This window comes from Roseomonas sp. WA12, from assembly GCF_054165765.1.
This window is the reverse complement of record NZ_CM135108.1, coordinates 1,174,128-1,187,651: the sequence shown is the minus strand read 5'-3', so window position 1 is coordinate 1,187,651 and position 13,524 is coordinate 1,174,128. Positions and strand designations below refer to the sequence as shown.

13 protein-coding genes and 2 tRNA genes are annotated in these 13,524 nt (G+C 65.0%); all 15 read right to left on the bottom strand.

The window, feature by feature from the left end:
• Window positions 1–4 precede the first annotated feature (4 nt).
• Window positions 5–1,516: an NADH-quinone oxidoreductase subunit M gene (locus ACVBD7_RS05730; protein ID WP_458096538.1), complete on the bottom strand. Its 1,512-nt coding sequence runs from the start codon at window positions 1,514–1,516 to the stop codon at window positions 5–7.
• The gene (nuoL, locus tag ACVBD7_RS05725) at window positions 1,513–3,429 is read right to left on the bottom strand and encodes an NADH-quinone oxidoreductase subunit L (protein ID WP_458096537.1); all 1,917 of its coding nucleotides are present in this window, start codon (window positions 3,427–3,429) and stop codon (window positions 1,513–1,515) included. Before nuoL ends, ACVBD7_RS05730 begins: the two co-directional genes overlap by 4 nt.
• Before the next feature lie 5 nt (window positions 3,430–3,434).
• Window positions 3,435–3,746, bottom strand: a complete 312-nt coding sequence (gene nuoK, locus ACVBD7_RS05720) for an NADH-quinone oxidoreductase subunit NuoK (protein ID WP_458096536.1) — start codon at window positions 3,744–3,746, stop codon at window positions 3,435–3,437.
• The gene (locus ACVBD7_RS05715; protein ID WP_458096535.1) at window positions 3,746–4,447 is read right to left on the bottom strand and encodes an NADH-quinone oxidoreductase subunit J; all 702 of its coding nucleotides are present in this window, start codon (window positions 4,445–4,447) and stop codon (window positions 3,746–3,748) included. The genes nuoK and ACVBD7_RS05715 overlap by 1 nt, the downstream gene beginning before the upstream one ends.
• A complete protein-coding gene (nuoI, locus tag ACVBD7_RS05710) occupies window positions 4,444–4,932 on the bottom strand; it encodes an NADH-quinone oxidoreductase subunit NuoI (RefSeq protein ID WP_458096534.1) in 489 nt (162 codons plus the stop codon). The genes ACVBD7_RS05715 and nuoI overlap by 4 nt, the downstream gene beginning before the upstream one ends.
• Window positions 4,933–4,969: 37 nt before the next feature.
• Window positions 4,970–5,980, bottom strand: a complete 1,011-nt coding sequence (gene nuoH, locus ACVBD7_RS05705) for an NADH-quinone oxidoreductase subunit NuoH (RefSeq protein ID WP_458096533.1) — start codon at window positions 5,978–5,980, stop codon at window positions 4,970–4,972.
• The gene (nuoG, locus tag ACVBD7_RS05700; RefSeq protein ID WP_458096532.1) at window positions 5,980–8,043 is read right to left on the bottom strand and encodes an NADH-quinone oxidoreductase subunit NuoG; all 2,064 of its coding nucleotides are present in this window, start codon (window positions 8,041–8,043) and stop codon (window positions 5,980–5,982) included. The genes nuoH and nuoG overlap by 1 nt, the downstream gene beginning before the upstream one ends.
• 5 nt (window positions 8,044–8,048) lie before the next feature.
• Window positions 8,049–9,359, bottom strand: a complete 1,311-nt coding sequence (gene nuoF / locus ACVBD7_RS05695; protein WP_458096531.1) for an NADH-quinone oxidoreductase subunit NuoF — start codon at window positions 9,357–9,359, stop codon at window positions 8,049–8,051.
• A gap of 1 nt (window position 9,360) precedes the next feature.
• A complete protein-coding gene (locus ACVBD7_RS05690) occupies window positions 9,361–10,017 on the bottom strand; it encodes a complex I 24 kDa subunit family protein (RefSeq protein ID WP_458096530.1) in 657 nt (218 codons plus the stop codon).
• Window positions 10,014–11,249, bottom strand: a complete 1,236-nt coding sequence (locus ACVBD7_RS05685) for an NADH-quinone oxidoreductase subunit D (RefSeq protein WP_458096529.1) — start codon at window positions 11,247–11,249, stop codon at window positions 10,014–10,016. The genes ACVBD7_RS05690 and ACVBD7_RS05685 overlap by 4 nt, the downstream gene beginning before the upstream one ends.
• Window positions 11,246–11,866, bottom strand: coding sequence for an NADH-quinone oxidoreductase subunit C (locus tag ACVBD7_RS05680; protein WP_458097642.1), 621 nt, complete (start codon window positions 11,864–11,866; stop codon window positions 11,246–11,248). The genes ACVBD7_RS05685 and ACVBD7_RS05680 overlap by 4 nt, the downstream gene beginning before the upstream one ends.
• A gap of 46 nt (window positions 11,867–11,912) precedes the next feature.
• Window positions 11,913–12,479 (bottom strand): NuoB/complex I 20 kDa subunit family protein, encoded by a 567-nt coding sequence (locus ACVBD7_RS05675; protein ID WP_458096528.1) that lies wholly within the window; start codon window positions 12,477–12,479, stop codon window positions 11,913–11,915.
• A 76-nt stretch (window positions 12,480–12,555) separates the two neighbouring features.
• A complete protein-coding gene (locus ACVBD7_RS05670) occupies window positions 12,556–12,924 on the bottom strand; it encodes an NADH-quinone oxidoreductase subunit A (protein ID WP_184515526.1) in 369 nt (122 codons plus the stop codon).
• A gap of 276 nt (window positions 12,925–13,200) precedes the next feature.
• Window positions 13,201–13,277: transfer RNA gene (locus ACVBD7_RS05665), tRNA-Asp, on the bottom strand.
• 69 nt (window positions 13,278–13,346) lie between these two features.
• A tRNA-Val gene (locus ACVBD7_RS05660) sits at window positions 13,347–13,418 on the bottom strand.
• Between the last annotated feature and the right edge of the window lie 106 nt (window positions 13,419–13,524).

The window sequence follows — 13,524 nt, the reverse complement described above, 5'->3', positions numbered from 1 at the left end:
CGTCTCACAGCCCTGCCAGGCGCGGCGCGGCCAGGGCTGCTTCGTGCCGCTCGACAAGTGCGGCGACAGAAGCTTCCCAGACATTGGTGAAGGAGGACGGGTAGAGGCCCATCCAGAGGGTCAGGAAGATCAAGGGTGCAAAAATCGCGATCTCCCGCGGGGAGAGGTCGATCAGGTTCCGCACCTCATCCCGGGCGATGCGGGAGAAGACCACGCGCCGGTACAGCCACAGCATATAGGCGGCACCGAGGATCATCCCCATGCCTGCACCCAGCGCCACCCAGCCCGAGGAGCGCCAGGCGCCAGCGATGACCAGGAACTCACCGGGGAAGTTGGCCGTGCCCGGCAGAGCGACGCTGGCCATGGTGAAGAGCATGAACACCATCGCGTAGACCGGCATGATCTTGGCAACGCCGCCGTAGCGGGCGATCTCGCGCGAGTGCACGCGATCATACAGCACGCCGACACAGAGGAAGAGCGCCCCGGAAACCACGCCATGCGCAAGCATCGTGAATAGCGCGCCCGAGATGCCCTGCTGGTTGAAGGTGAAAAGCCCAATCGTAACGATGCCCATATGCGCCACCGAGGAATAGGCAATCAGCTTCTTCATGTCCTCCTGCGCGAAGGCGATGAGGCTGGTGTAGATCACCGCCACCACGGAGAGCGCGAACATCATCGGCGCGAAGTACTGCGACGCCTCGGGGAAGAGCGGGATCGAGAAGCGCAGGAAGCCGTAGCCGCCCATCTTCAGCAGCACGCCAGCCAGGATGACGGAGCCGGCCGTCGGCGCTTCAACGTGAGCGTCTGGCAGCCAGGTATGAACCGGCCACATCGGCACCTTCACCGCGAAGGAGGCGAAGAAGGCGAGGAACATCCAGTACTGCCAGGAGGACGACACGCCGTGCGCCATCAGCCCGGCAATATCCGTGGTGCCGGCCTGATACCAGAGCGCCAGGATCGCCAGCAGCATTAGCACCGAGCCGAGCAGCGTGTATAGGAAGAACTTGAAAGCGGCATAGACGCGCCGCTGCCCGCCCCAGACCCCGATGATGAGAAACATCGGGATCAGCACGCCCTCAAAGAAGACATAGAAGATGATGAGGTCGAGCGCGCAGAACATGCCGACCATCATCGTCTCGAGGACGAGGAAGGCGATCATGTACTCCCGCACCCGCGTCTGCACCGCCTCCCAGGAGGCGAGGATGCAGATCGGCGTCAGCAGGGTGGAGAGCAGGACAAAGAGCATCGAAATGCCGTCCACGCCCATATGGTAGTTCACGCCGAACTCGGGCAGCCAGGACAGCTGCTCGACAAACTGCGCCTCCGTCACCTTAGGGTCAAAGCGGAACCAAAGGATGAGGGACAGCACGAAGACGATCAGGCTGGTCCAGAGCGCCGTCCAGCGAGCGTTCGAGGCAACGGTCGCCTCGTCGCCACGGACGCAGAGGATCGCCAGCACCCCTGCCAGTGGCAGGAAGGTGAGTAGCGAGAGCAGCGGGAAGCCGGCGGCGTTCATCGGGTGAAGCCCAGGAAGATAACGGAGACGAAGACCACGAGACCCGCGATCATGGTGAAGGCGTAGTTCGCCACTCGCCCGGTCTGGAAGCGCGCCACGCCGCGCGCCGCATCCACGGTCACGGCGGCAACGCCATTCGGCACGCCATCAATGATCGTTGCATCACCCACTTTCCAGAACAGCTGCGCCAGCCGGCGGAAGGGGCGGACAAAGATCATGTCGTACAGCTCGTCAAAGTACCACTTGTGCAGCAGAAAGCGGTGCAGACCCGGAAGGGCGGCCGCCAGCCGCGCTGGGAGACCCGGCGCGAACATGTAGAACAGATAGGCGAGCGCAATGCCGGCGACGGCCATTACTGTCGGCGCCAGCGGTACCCATTCGGGCACCTCATGTGCTGCGTGCAGCACATGGTTATGCGCGGCGTTGAAGATGGCACCGTTCCAGAACTCGGCCTGATGATGGCCGATGAACAGCTCATGGAAAGCGGCCCCGGTGAACAGCGCGCCCAGGGCGAGAACCAGGAGCGGGATAAGCATCACCGCCGGGCTCTCATGCACGTGCTCCATCACATGGTGATCCGCCCGCGGCTTGCCGTGGAACGTCAGGATCAGCAGGCGCCAGGAGTAAAAGGCAGTGAGGAAGGCCGCGATCAGGCCCATGGCGAACGCGTACATTCCCGCGCCCGTATGGGCGGCGAAGGCGCTCTCCAGGATCATGTCCTTCGAGTAGTAGCCGGCGAAAAAGGGAATACCGGCAAGAGCCAGGCTGCCGATCCACATCACCGCGTAGGTAACGGGGATCTTGGTCCAGATGCCGCCCATCTTCCGTATGTCCTGCTCATCCGACATGGCGTGGATGACCGAGCCCGCGGATAGGAACAGCAGCGCCTTAAAGAAGGCATGGGTGAAGAGGTGAAACACTGCCGCCTGATACGCGCCGACGCCGATGGCGAAGAACATGTAGCCGAGCTGCGAGCAGGTCGAATAGGCGATGATGCGCTTGATGTCGGTCTGAACGCAGCCGATCGTCGCGGCGAAGATCGCCGTCGAGGCACCGACGATGGTCACCAGGGTGAGCGCGTTCGGGGCGTACTCGAAGATCGGCGACATGCGCGCCAGCAGGAACACGCCGGCCGTGACCATCGTCGCCGCATGGATCAGCGCGGAAACCGGCGTCGGGCCCTCCATCGCGTCCGGCAGCCAGGTGTGCAGCCCCAGCTGCGCCGACTTGCCGCAGGCGCCGAGGAACAGCAGCACCGCGATGACCTCGAGGGCCGGCAGTCCGGCGAAGGTGGCGCCGCGCAGCTCCTCCACGCGGGGGAAGATGTCGCCGAAGTTCAGGGCCCCGAAGGTCCAGAAGGTCAGCGCCATGCCCAGCATGAAGAACAGGTCGCCCACGCGGTTCACGATGAAGGCCTTCATCGCAGCCCGGTTCGCGCTCTCACGATCGTACCAGTAGCCAATGAGGAGGTAGCTCGCGAGGCCGACGCCCTCCCAGCCAAAGAAAAGCTGGACCAAGTTGTCCGCCGTCACCAGCATCAGCATGGCGAAGGTGAACAGGCCGAGATAGGCGAAGAAACGCGGCGGCGTCGCGTCATGCGACATGTAGCCGACGCTGTAGAGATGGATGAAGGTGGAGATGAAGGTGATCATCCCGACCATCATCGCGCTCAGCGTGTCGTAGCGGAGCGCCCAGTCGACGGTCAGCCCGCCGACATTGATCCACTCCGAGATGGTCACGGTGCGGGGCGCGGAGTGCAGCCCGACCTCGATGAAAGCCGAGACGCCACAGATGGCGGCCAGCACCATGCAGCCGACCGAGACCCACATGGCCAGCCGGTCACCCAGCCACCGGCCGAAGAACCCGGCCAAGCACCCGCCGAGCAGCGGGAAGAAAACGGCACCGACGAACATGGCGCCTAACCCTTCAGGGTGGACACGTCTTCCACCTCGATGCTGCCGCGGTTGCGGAAATAGATGACGACGACCGCAAGGCCGATCGCCGCTTCGGCGGCGGCCACGGTCAGGATGAACATGGCGAAGATCTGTCCCGTCAAATCCCCGAGCCGGGCCGAGAAGGCCACCAGGTTCAGGTTCACCGAGAGCAGGATCAGCTCCACCGACATGAGGATGACGATGATGTTCTTCCGATTCAGGAAGATGCCGAAGATCCCGAGCACGAAGAGGATCGCGCCCACCGTGAGATAGTGGCCGAGGCCGATCTCGAGCATCAGTGGTGCCCCCCTGCCCCATGGCCGTGGTCATCATGCCCGTCGGCGATGACCTTCGGCTTCTGCTCCTCCGGCAGCGGCGGCCGCAAAATGCCCAACTGCCCGATGGAAGCCCCGACCGGAACGCTGGCCATGTCGAGATGCGTGCGGCGGGCAACCTGGGCCGAAATGTCCTGCCGGCGGCTGCGCGCGCTCTCGCGGTGCGTCAGCACGATGGCACCGATCATGGCGACCAGCAGGATCAGCCCCGCGCCCTGGAACAGGAACACGTATTCCGTATAGAGCACCCGCCCGATGGCGGCAGTGTTCTGCACGCCCTCCGGTGCCGGATGCAGCCGCAGCCCCTCGGCGGCACCGCTGGACTGCCAGGCGCCGAGAACAAAAACTAGCTCGAGGAATAGGATGCCGCCGATCACCGCACCGATCGGGGCGTAGCGCTGGAAACCCTCGCGGAGACGCGCGAAGTCGATGTCCAGCATCATCACCACAAATAGGAACAGCACAGCGACGGCGCCGACATAGACGATGACCAGGATCATCGCCAGGAACTCGGCGCCGGCGATGAGAAACAGCGCGGCCGCGTTGAAGAAGCCGAGAATCAAGTACAGCACGCTGTGCACCGGATTCCGGCTGGTGACGACCATCACGGCGCTGGCGATCAGCACCGCCGCGAAGGCATAGAAGGCAAGACCCGTAATCATCTGTAGGGCGCATCCGCCTTCAGGCGCGCGGCGAGCATGGGCTCCCAGCGGTCGCCGTTATCGAGAAGCTTCTGCTTGTCGTAGAACAGCTCCTCGCGCGTCTCGGTCGCGAACTCCAGGTTCGGACCAAGAACGATAGCATCAACAGGGCAGGCCTCCTCACACAGGCCGCAATAGATGCATTTCGTCATGTCGAGGTCGTAGCGTGTCGTGCGCCGGGACCCATCCTCGCGCGGCTCGGCCTCGATGGTGATGCAGACGGCAGGGCACACCGCCTCGCACAGCTTGCAGGCAATGCAGCGCTCCTCCCCATTGGGGTAGCGCCGCAGCGCGTGCTCGCCGCGAAAGCGCGGGCTGAGCGGGGAGCGCTCATTGGGATAGTTGATCGTCGCCTTGGGCTGAAAGAATGCCCGGAGCGTCAGCATCATGCCGGAGACAATTTCCCCGAGCAGGAGGCCGCGCGCGACCTTGTCGAGCGTCGCCATCAGGGGCGGACCTTCTTGCTAGCGGTGTTGGGGCGGGTCATGCGGGCAACCATCCGAAAACCTTCAGCGCGCCCGCTGTGAGCACCAGCCAGAGAAGGCTAATCGGCAGGAACACCTTCCAGCCCAGCCGCATGAGCTGATCGTAGCGGTAGCGCGGGAAGGTCGCGCGGACCCAGACGAAGGTGAACAGGCAGAGGCAGATCTTGAGGATGAACCAGATCGGCCCGGGCACCCAGTTCAGCGGCGCCACGTCAAAGGGTGGCAGCCACCCACCCAGGAACAGGATGGTGGTGAGCGAGGACATGAGGATCATGTTCGCGTACTCGCCGAGGAAGAACAGGGCGAAGGTCATCGCCGAGTATTCCACGAAGAACCCGGCCACCAGCTCCGACTCACCCTCGGGCAGATCGAAGGGTGCCCGGTTCGTCTCCGCCAGGGTGGAGATGAAGAAGATGATGAACATCGGAAACAGCGGAATGAAGAACCACATCCCTTTCTGCGCCAGCACGATGTCCGTCAGGTTCAGCGACCCCACGCAGAGCAGCACGGTGACGATGACGAAGCCCATCGAGACCTCGTAGGACACCATCTGCGCCGCCGAGCGGAGCGCGCCGAGGAAGGCGTATTTCGAGTTCGACGCCCAGCCCGCGATGATGATGCCGTACACGCCAAGCGAGGAGATCGCGAAGAGGTAGAGCACGCCGACATTGATGTCGGCGATCGCCCAGCCCTCGTTCACCGGGATCACCGCCCAGGCGATCATGGCCAGCACGAAGGTCAGCATCGGCGCCATGATGAAGAGGACGCGGCTCGCACCCGTGGGCACGATGGTCTCCTTCATCAGCATCTTCAGCGCGTCGGCGAAGGGCTGCAGCAGGCCGAAGGGGCCCACCACATTCGGCCCGCGACGCAGCTGCATCGCCGCCATGATCTTGCGCTCGGCCCAGGTCATGTAGGCCACCCCAATCAGCAGCGGCACCAGCAGCGCGAGCGCCTGCGCGACCGTCAGCGACAGCACACCGATGGGGGTGTTGAGAAAGCCGTCCATCACTCGGCCGCCATCGCCGGAACCGGCCCGTACTCTCGGGCGCAGGTCGCCATCACGTCGCTAGCGCGGCTGATGGCGTCGAACTGCCAGTAGTTCGTCACCGTCATGCCGAAGGTCTCGCTGCCCAGGGCGGAGGCGTCACCGGCGGGGCTGGCCGAAACCGGTGCCGGCGCCGGCACCTCGTCCACCCGGCCGAACACCGGGTTCACCTGCACCAGCCGCTCGCGGATCGCGGGCCAGTCGTCATAGGGCAGCGGGTGGCCGAGCAGCTCGCTCGCCGCCCGCAGGATCTTCCAGTCTTCCCGCGCCTCGCCCGGGCCGAACACGGCGCGACGGCCACGCTGGACCCGCCCCTCCGTGCTCACATAGGTGCCGTCCTTCTCGAGATAGGTGCACCCCGGGAGGATCACGTCGGCCCGCGCCGCAGCGCGGTCGCCGTGATGGCCCTGGTAGATCACGAAGGTCTCCGGCCCGATCAGAGACGGGTCGAACCCGTCCGCCCCGAGAAGCCAGAGCGCATCCACCCCGCCGCCGAGCATGGCGCCGAGATCCTTGCCCCCCTGCCCCGGCAGGAAGCCGAGATCGAGCGCACCGACCTGACCTCCCTGCGTGTGCAGCAGGTTGAAGCCGTTCCACTCGGCACCGATCGCGCCGATGGATTGCGCCAGCGCCCAAGCGGAGGCCAGCACCGCCGCGCCGTCCGGCCGCGCAAGCGCGCCACGGCTCAGCAGGATCATCGGGCGCTTGGCGTTGCGCAGTACGTCGCCGAAGGCGCCGTCCATCACGCTGCCCAGCAGATCCGGTGTGTCACCAAGATAGGTGACAGGATAGGTGAGCTCCGCCTCCGGCCCGATCACGCCGACCGGCATATGGCCGTTCATCACCCGCCGCCGGATGCGCGAGTTCAGCACCGGCGCCTCCCGGCGGGGATTGCCGCCGATCACCAGCAGCGCGTCCGCCTGGTCGATGCCGGCGATCGAGGTGTTGAACAGGTAGAAAGCGCGCTCGGAGCCATCCAACGCCGCCCCGTCCTCACGGCAGTCCAGGTTCGTCGAACCCAGTGCCGCCATCAGGTCCTTCAGCGCGACCATGCTTTCCGCATCGGCCAACCCACCGGCCACGGCGCCAATCCGGCCGCCCGGAAGGCCCTTCAGCTTGGCGGCGATCGCGGTGAAGGCCTCCGGCCAGCTCGCCGGCCGCAGCTTGCCGTCGCGCTTCACCCAGGGTCGGTCCAGCCGGCGGTGCTTCAGCGCGTCGAAGGAGAAGCGGCCACGATCGGCCATCCACTCCTCGTTCACGTCCTCATGCACGCGGGGCAGGATGCGCAGCACGTCCGGCCCGCGGCTGTCGACGCGGATGTTGGTGCCATTTGCGTCCAGCACGTCGACACTGTCCGTCTTGGTCAGCTCCCAAGGACGCGACATGAAGGCGTAAGGACGGCTGGTCAGCGCACCCACCGGGCAGATGTCGATCAGGTTGCCCGACAGCTCGGAGGAGATCGCCTTCTCCACATAGGTGGTGATCTCCATCGCCTCGCCGCGGCTGACCGCGCCCAGCTCGGAAACGCCGGCGACCTCGGTCGAGAAGCGGACGCAGCGCGTGCACTGGATGCAGCGCGTCATGATCGGCTTGATCAGCGGGCCGAAATACTTATCCGTCACCGAGCGCTTGTGCTCGTGGTAGCGGCTGTGGTCGCCGCCATAGGCCATCGCCTGATCCTGCAGGTCGCACTCGCCACCCTGGTCGCAGATCGGGCAATCAAGCGGGTGGTTGATCAGCAGGAATTCCATCACGCCGCGCCGCGCGTTGCGCACGCCCGGGCTGTCCGTGATGATCTTCATGCCTTCCATGACCGGGAAGGCACAGGAAGCCACCGGCTTCGGCGCCTTCTCCACCTCGACGAGGCACATGCGGCAGTTACCGGCGATGGACAGGCGCTCGTGGTAGCAGAAGCGGGGGATCTCCTTCCCCGCCAGCTCCGCAGCCTGGAGAGCCGTGGCGCCCAGCGGCACCTCGATCTCCTGGTCATCCACCGTGACCTTGATGAGCTTCACTTCGCTCATGGTTCCTACTCCGCAGCCATCGGGAAGACCCGCGCGGCATGCCTGGTCTTATACTCGGCGATGCGCTCTTCCATCATCGGGCGGAAGTGGCGGATCAGCCCCTGCACCGGCCACACGCCGCCATCGGCGAGCGCGCAGATCGTGTGCCCCTCGATACGCTTCGTAATGTCCTCGAGCAGGTCGATCTCGTCGATCTCGGCGCGGCCCTCGACCATGCGGTCCATCATGCGGCTGACCCAGCCCATGCCCTCGCGGCACGGCGTGCACTGGCCGCAGCTCTCATGCTTGTAGAACTTGGACAGCCGGGCGATCGCGCGGATCAGGTCGGTGGACTTGTCCATCACGATCACACCCGCGGTGCCGAGACCCGACTTGTGCTCGCGCAGCGCGTCGAAATCCATCAGAACGTCGTCGCAGACATGCTTCGGCAAGAGCGGCGTTGAGGAGCCGCCAGGAATGACGCAGAGCAGGTTGTCCCAGCCCCCGCGTACGCCGCCGGCATGGCGCTCGATGAGCTCGCGCAGCGGCATGCTCATCTCCTCCTCCACATTGCAGGGCTTGTTCACATGCCCTTGGATGCAGAAGATCTTGGTGCCCGAGTTCTTCGGCCGCCCGAAGCCCGCGAACCAGGCCCCGCCACGCCGCAAGATGGTCGGCACCACCGCGATTGTCTCGACGTTGTTCACCGTGCTCGGGCGCCCGTAGAGGCCCACCGCCGCCGGGAAGGGCGGCTTAAGACGCGGCATGCCCTTCTTGCCCTCGAGGGACTCGATAAGCGCCGTCTCCTCGCCGCAGATATACGCGCCGGCGCCACGATGCACGTAGAGCTCGAAGTCGTAGCCCGTGCCCGCCGCATTCTTGCCGAGCAGCCCCGCCGCATAGGCCTCGTCGATCGCGGCCTGCAGCACCAGGTGCTCCTTGTAGTACTCGCCGCGCACATAGATGTAGCCCGCGGTCGCACCCATCGCGACGGCCGCGAACAGGCAGCCCTCGATCAGCGTGTGCGGATCGTGGCGAAGGATGTCGCGATCCTTGCAGGTGCCGGGCTCGGACTCGTCGGAGTTGACGACGAGATACACCGGCAGGTTGTCCGGGTTGGACTTGGGCATGAAGGACCACTTCAGCCCCGTCGGGAAGCCGGCGCCGCCGCGGCCGCGCAGACCGGACTGCTTAACCTCCTCGATGATCCAATCGCGGCCTTTGGCGATGAGCGCCTTGGTGCCGTCCCAGTTCCCGCGTTTCTGCGCCGCCTCCAGGCCCCAGTGCTGGGTGCCGTAGAGGTTGGTGAAGATGCGATCCTTGTCCTGAAGGGCCATTTCAACCTTCTCCGGGAACGTCGAGCAGCGTCAGGCGGCCACCCACCGGCGCGCTCGTCTCGCGGCCGATGGTGCTGCCCGGCGAAGGACGCTCGCCGCGCTTGAGGGCTTCGAGCAGCTGGACGGTGCGGTCGTAGTCCAGGTCCTCGTAGTAATCGTCATCCACCTGCAGCACCGGCGCGTTCACGCAGGCCCCGAGGCACTCCACCTCGGTCATTGTGAAAAGCCCGTCGTCGCTGGTGTCGCCATAGCCCTTCAGGTGCCCGGCATCCTTGCAGGCGCGCAGCACGTCGTCCGACCCGCGCAGCATGCACGGCGTCGTGCCGCAGACCTGGAGGTGGAAGCGCCCGATCGGCTTGGTGTTGAACATGAAGTAGAAGGTGGCGACCTCGAAGACGCGGATGGGCGCCATGCCGAGGCGCTCCGCCACCTTGTCCATCGCGATCTTCGGTACCCAGGCGCTGCCGGTCTGCCGGCCCATCTGCTTCTGCACGACGTAGAGAAGCGGGATCACGCCCGAGGCCTTCTTCGCCTCCGGATAGCGCGCGAGAATTTTGGCGATCTGCGCCTCGCTCTCATCGTCGAACGCAAAGCTGTCCGGCTCGGCCTGGCTGTTGCGCCAGTTGGGGTCGAGGTGGTCGACGGCTCCTTCGGTCACCGGTCGATCTCTCCAAAAACGATGTCGAGGCTGCCGATCACCGCAACCGCATCCGCCAGCATGTGCCCCTTGGACAGCACCTCCATGGCCTGGAGATGCGCGAAGCCCGGCGCGCGGATCTTGCAGCGATAGGGCCGGTTGGTCCCATCAGCCACCAGGTACACGCCGAACTCGCCCTTCGGCGCCTCGACGGCCGTGTAGGTCTCGCCGGCGGGCACGTGGTAGCCTTCGGTGTAGAGCTTGAAGTGATGGATCAGCGATTCCATCGAACGCTTCATCTCGCCGCGGCGCGGGCCGGTGATCTTGTTGTCCTGCACCTTCACAGGGCCTTCAGGCATCTGGTCCAGGCACTGGTGGATGATCTTCAGGCTCTCGCGCATCTCGGCCATGCGGACGAGGTAGCGATCGAAGCAGTCGCCATGCCGGCCGACCGGGATCTCGAACTCCATGCGATCGTACACGTCATAGGGCTGCTGGCGCCGCAGATCCCAGGCCATGCCCGAGGCGCGCAGGCACGGACCGGAGAAGCCCCACTCCATCGCCTGCTCAGCCGTCATCACGCCGATGTCGACGGTGCGCTGCTTGAAGATACGATTGCCCGTTAGCAGCCCGTCCAGATCGTCGATAAACTTCGGGAAGCCCTTTGCCCAGGCGCGGATACGATCAGTTAGCCCCGCCGGCAGATCGCGATTCACGCCGCCCGGTCGGAAATAGTTGGCGTGGTAGTGGCTGCCCGAAACCTGCTCGTAGAATTCCAACAGGATCTCGCGCTGCTCGAAGCCCCAGAGCGGCGGCGTAATCGCACCGCAGTCCAGCGCATAGGTCGTGATGTTCAGCAGATGGTTCAGAATGCGCGTGATCTCGGCGAACAGCACGCGGATGTACTGCGCCCGCAGCGGCACCTCGATGCCCAGCAGCCGTTCCTGCCCCAGCGCGAAGACATGCTCCATGCACATCGGGGAGACGTAATCGAGCCGGTCGAAATACGGCATCGCCTGGATGTAGGTCTTGTACTCGATCAGCTTCTCGGAGCCGCGATGCAGCAGCCCAATATGCGGATCCGCACGCTCGATCACCTCGCCCTTCATCTCGAGGATGAGACGCAGCACGCCATGCGCGGCAGGGTGCTGTGGGCCGAAGTTCAGCGTGTGGCTGTCCAGCTCCACGCGGCGCGTCTGCACGTCCTCGGGGCTGACATCAACGGGGATGGCGTCGCCGGTTGTAAGGCTCATGTGGGGTTCTCCGCGTCCGGCTTCTCGAGAAGCGAGGCAGGCGGCGGCGCAATACGGTTGAGATGAACCTTCTCGTCACCCGGCAGGGTCGTCATGCCCTCCCACGGAGATAGGAAGTCAAAGTTGCGGAAATCCTGTGTCAGCTTCACGGGCTCATAGACCACCGCGCGACGCTCGGCGTCGTAGCGAACCTCGACATGGCCGGTCAGCGGAAAGTCCTTGCGCAGCGGATGCCCCTGGAAGCCGTAATCCGTCAGCAGGCGCCGCAAGTCGACATTTCCCTCGAAGGCGATGCCGTACATGTCCCAGGCCTCGCGCTCAAACCAGCCGGCGGTCGGCCATATCGCGGTTACGCTCGGAATGGGCTGCACTTCGTCCGTCGTGGTGGTCACGCGGATGCGGTGGTTATGCGTCAGCGACAGCAGGTTCCAAACCACCTCGAAGCGCTCCGGCCGCTCGGGCCAGTCCACGCCACACAGGTCCATCAGCTGCTCGAAGGCGAAGCGCGGATCGGCGCGCAGGATCGCCATCACCGTCCGCACCGATTCGCGGCGGATGCGAAGCACCAGTTCGGCGCCGCGCGCCACGTAGGCCTCGGTCACCGCGCCAACAGGCAAGGCGGCAGCGACCTGCTCGCCGAGGAGGGACAGGTTCGGGGAAAGCTCAGCCACGGAGGATAGTCCCCGTACGACGGATCTTCTTCTGCAGCTGCATGATGCCGTAGACCAGCGCTTCCGCCGTGGGCGGGCAGCCCGGCACGTAGACGTCCACGGGCACGATGCGGTCGCAGCCGCGGACCACGCTGTAGCTCCAGTGATAATAGCCACCACCATTGGCGCAGCTGCCCATGGAGATGACCCAGCGCGGCTCGCTCATCTGGTCGTAAACCCGGCGCAGCGCGGGGGCCATTTTGTTGGTCAGCGTGCCGGCCACAATCATCACGTCCGACTGGCGCGGTGACCCTCGGGGGATCACGCCGAACCGGTCGAGGTCGTAGCGCGCCATATAGGCGTGGATCATCGGCACGGCGCAGCAGGCCAGGCCGAAGGTCATCGGCCATAGGCTGCCCGTGCGGGCCCAGTTCACCACTTTGTCCAGGTTGGCGACAACGAAGCCCTTCTCCTCGATCTCACCCGTCACGCCTTGCAGGACAGCATCCTGCTCGGGCCCCGGGGGAAGGGCCTGGCCGTTCCAGGCTACCTGTCCGTCCTCAGTCCTGACGCCGCTCATCGCATCGTCCTCCGCGCGACACCGCGCGTTGTTTCCTTGCGGGCCGCAGGGCCCGTCTCGCCGCGCATCGCGCGACTCATTCCCAGTCCAGCGCGCCCTTGCGCCACTCGTACACGAAGCCGACCGTCAGCAGGCCCAGGAAGCCCATCATAGAGAGGAAGCCCAGCCAACCGATCCCGCCCAGCGACACCGCCCATGGGAAGAGGAAGGCCACCTCAAGGTCGAAGATGATGAACAGGATCGCCACGAGGTAGAATCGCACGTCGAAACGGTGACGGGTGTCCTCGAAAGGCTCGAAGCCGCACTCATAGGTGGACAGCTTCTCCGCGTCCGGTTTCTGGCGCGCAGCCAGGACCGACCCGCCCACCATGGCGATGCTGATCGCGGCAGCGATTCCCAGGAAAACCAGGATCGGGAAGTAATTGGCCAGCAGCGGCTGGGTCATCTTGCCCCTCGGAGCTCTAGGGCAGCCGAGGGCACTTGCGGACCACCGGATACGCCCATGGGCGCTGAAGCCATGCCGCAGCGCAACGCAGATCTAATATAGGTCATCCGGAGCTTCGGCCATAGGCCCCGCCATTCATTCCAGCACAATGAATGCAGCGTAATCAATGCTTGCGAGCCATTCGCAAGACGCTGCGCAGCGACGGAAGCGGCCACGTGGCCCAGACCCCGAAACGCAAAACGCCGCCCCAAGGGGCGGCGTCTTGATCGCGTCGCGTGGCGCGAGTGACGGGGCTCGAACCCGCGACCTCCGGCGTGACAGGCCGGCGCTCTAACCAACTGAGCTACACCCGCAAGCGACGTGAGGGCCGTTTATGGCCTGCCGCATGGCCTGTCAACCCGAGTACGGGATCGTTGCAGGAATGGGCGCTGAGGGATTCGAACCCCCGGCATCCTCGGTGTAAACGAGGCGCTCTACCGCTGAGCTAAGCGCCCGCATTCCAGCATCGCCGATCGAGCATTCCAAGCGCCCTACAGGCACCTCGGCAGCGCGAGAGAGTATTCAGCCCCATCCCCGCCCGTCAACGCTGCCCCAGAAGCG

Excerpts from the sequence above, each read along its gene's own strand:
- nuoF (WP_458096531.1), bottom strand. The coding sequence starts at position 9,359 with ATGGCCCTTCAGGACAAGGATCGCATCTTCACCAACCTCTACGGCACC.
- nuoL (WP_458096537.1), bottom strand. The coding sequence starts at position 3,429 with ATGTTCGTCGGTGCCGTTTTCTTCCCGCTGCTCGGCGGGTGCTTGGCC.
- nuoI (WP_458096534.1), bottom strand. The coding sequence starts at position 4,932 with ATGGCGACGCTCGACAAGGTCGCGCGCGGCCTCCTGCTCGGGGAAATT.
- nuoK (WP_458096536.1), bottom strand. The coding sequence starts at position 3,746 with ATGCTCGAGATCGGCCTCGGCCACTATCTCACGGTGGGCGCGATCCTC.
- ACVBD7_RS05670 (WP_184515526.1), bottom strand. The coding sequence starts at position 12,924 with ATGACCCAGCCGCTGCTGGCCAATTACTTCCCGATCCTGGTTTTCCTG.
- ACVBD7_RS05685 (WP_458096529.1), bottom strand. The coding sequence starts at position 11,249 with ATGAGCCTTACAACCGGCGACGCCATCCCCGTTGATGTCAGCCCCGAG.
- nuoG (WP_458096532.1), bottom strand. The coding sequence starts at position 8,043 with ATGAGCGAAGTGAAGCTCATCAAGGTCACGGTGGATGACCAGGAGATC.
- ACVBD7_RS05715 (WP_458096535.1), bottom strand. The coding sequence starts at position 4,447 with ATGATTACGGGTCTTGCCTTCTATGCCTTCGCGGCGGTGCTGATCGCC.
- ACVBD7_RS05730 (WP_458096538.1), bottom strand. The coding sequence starts at position 1,516 with ATGAACGCCGCCGGCTTCCCGCTGCTCTCGCTACTCACCTTCCTGCCA.
- nuoH (WP_458096533.1), bottom strand. The coding sequence starts at position 5,980 with ATGGACGGCTTTCTCAACACCCCCATCGGTGTGCTGTCGCTGACGGTC.
- ACVBD7_RS05675 (WP_458096528.1), bottom strand. The coding sequence starts at position 12,479 with ATGAGCGGCGTCAGGACTGAGGACGGACAGGTAGCCTGGAACGGCCAG.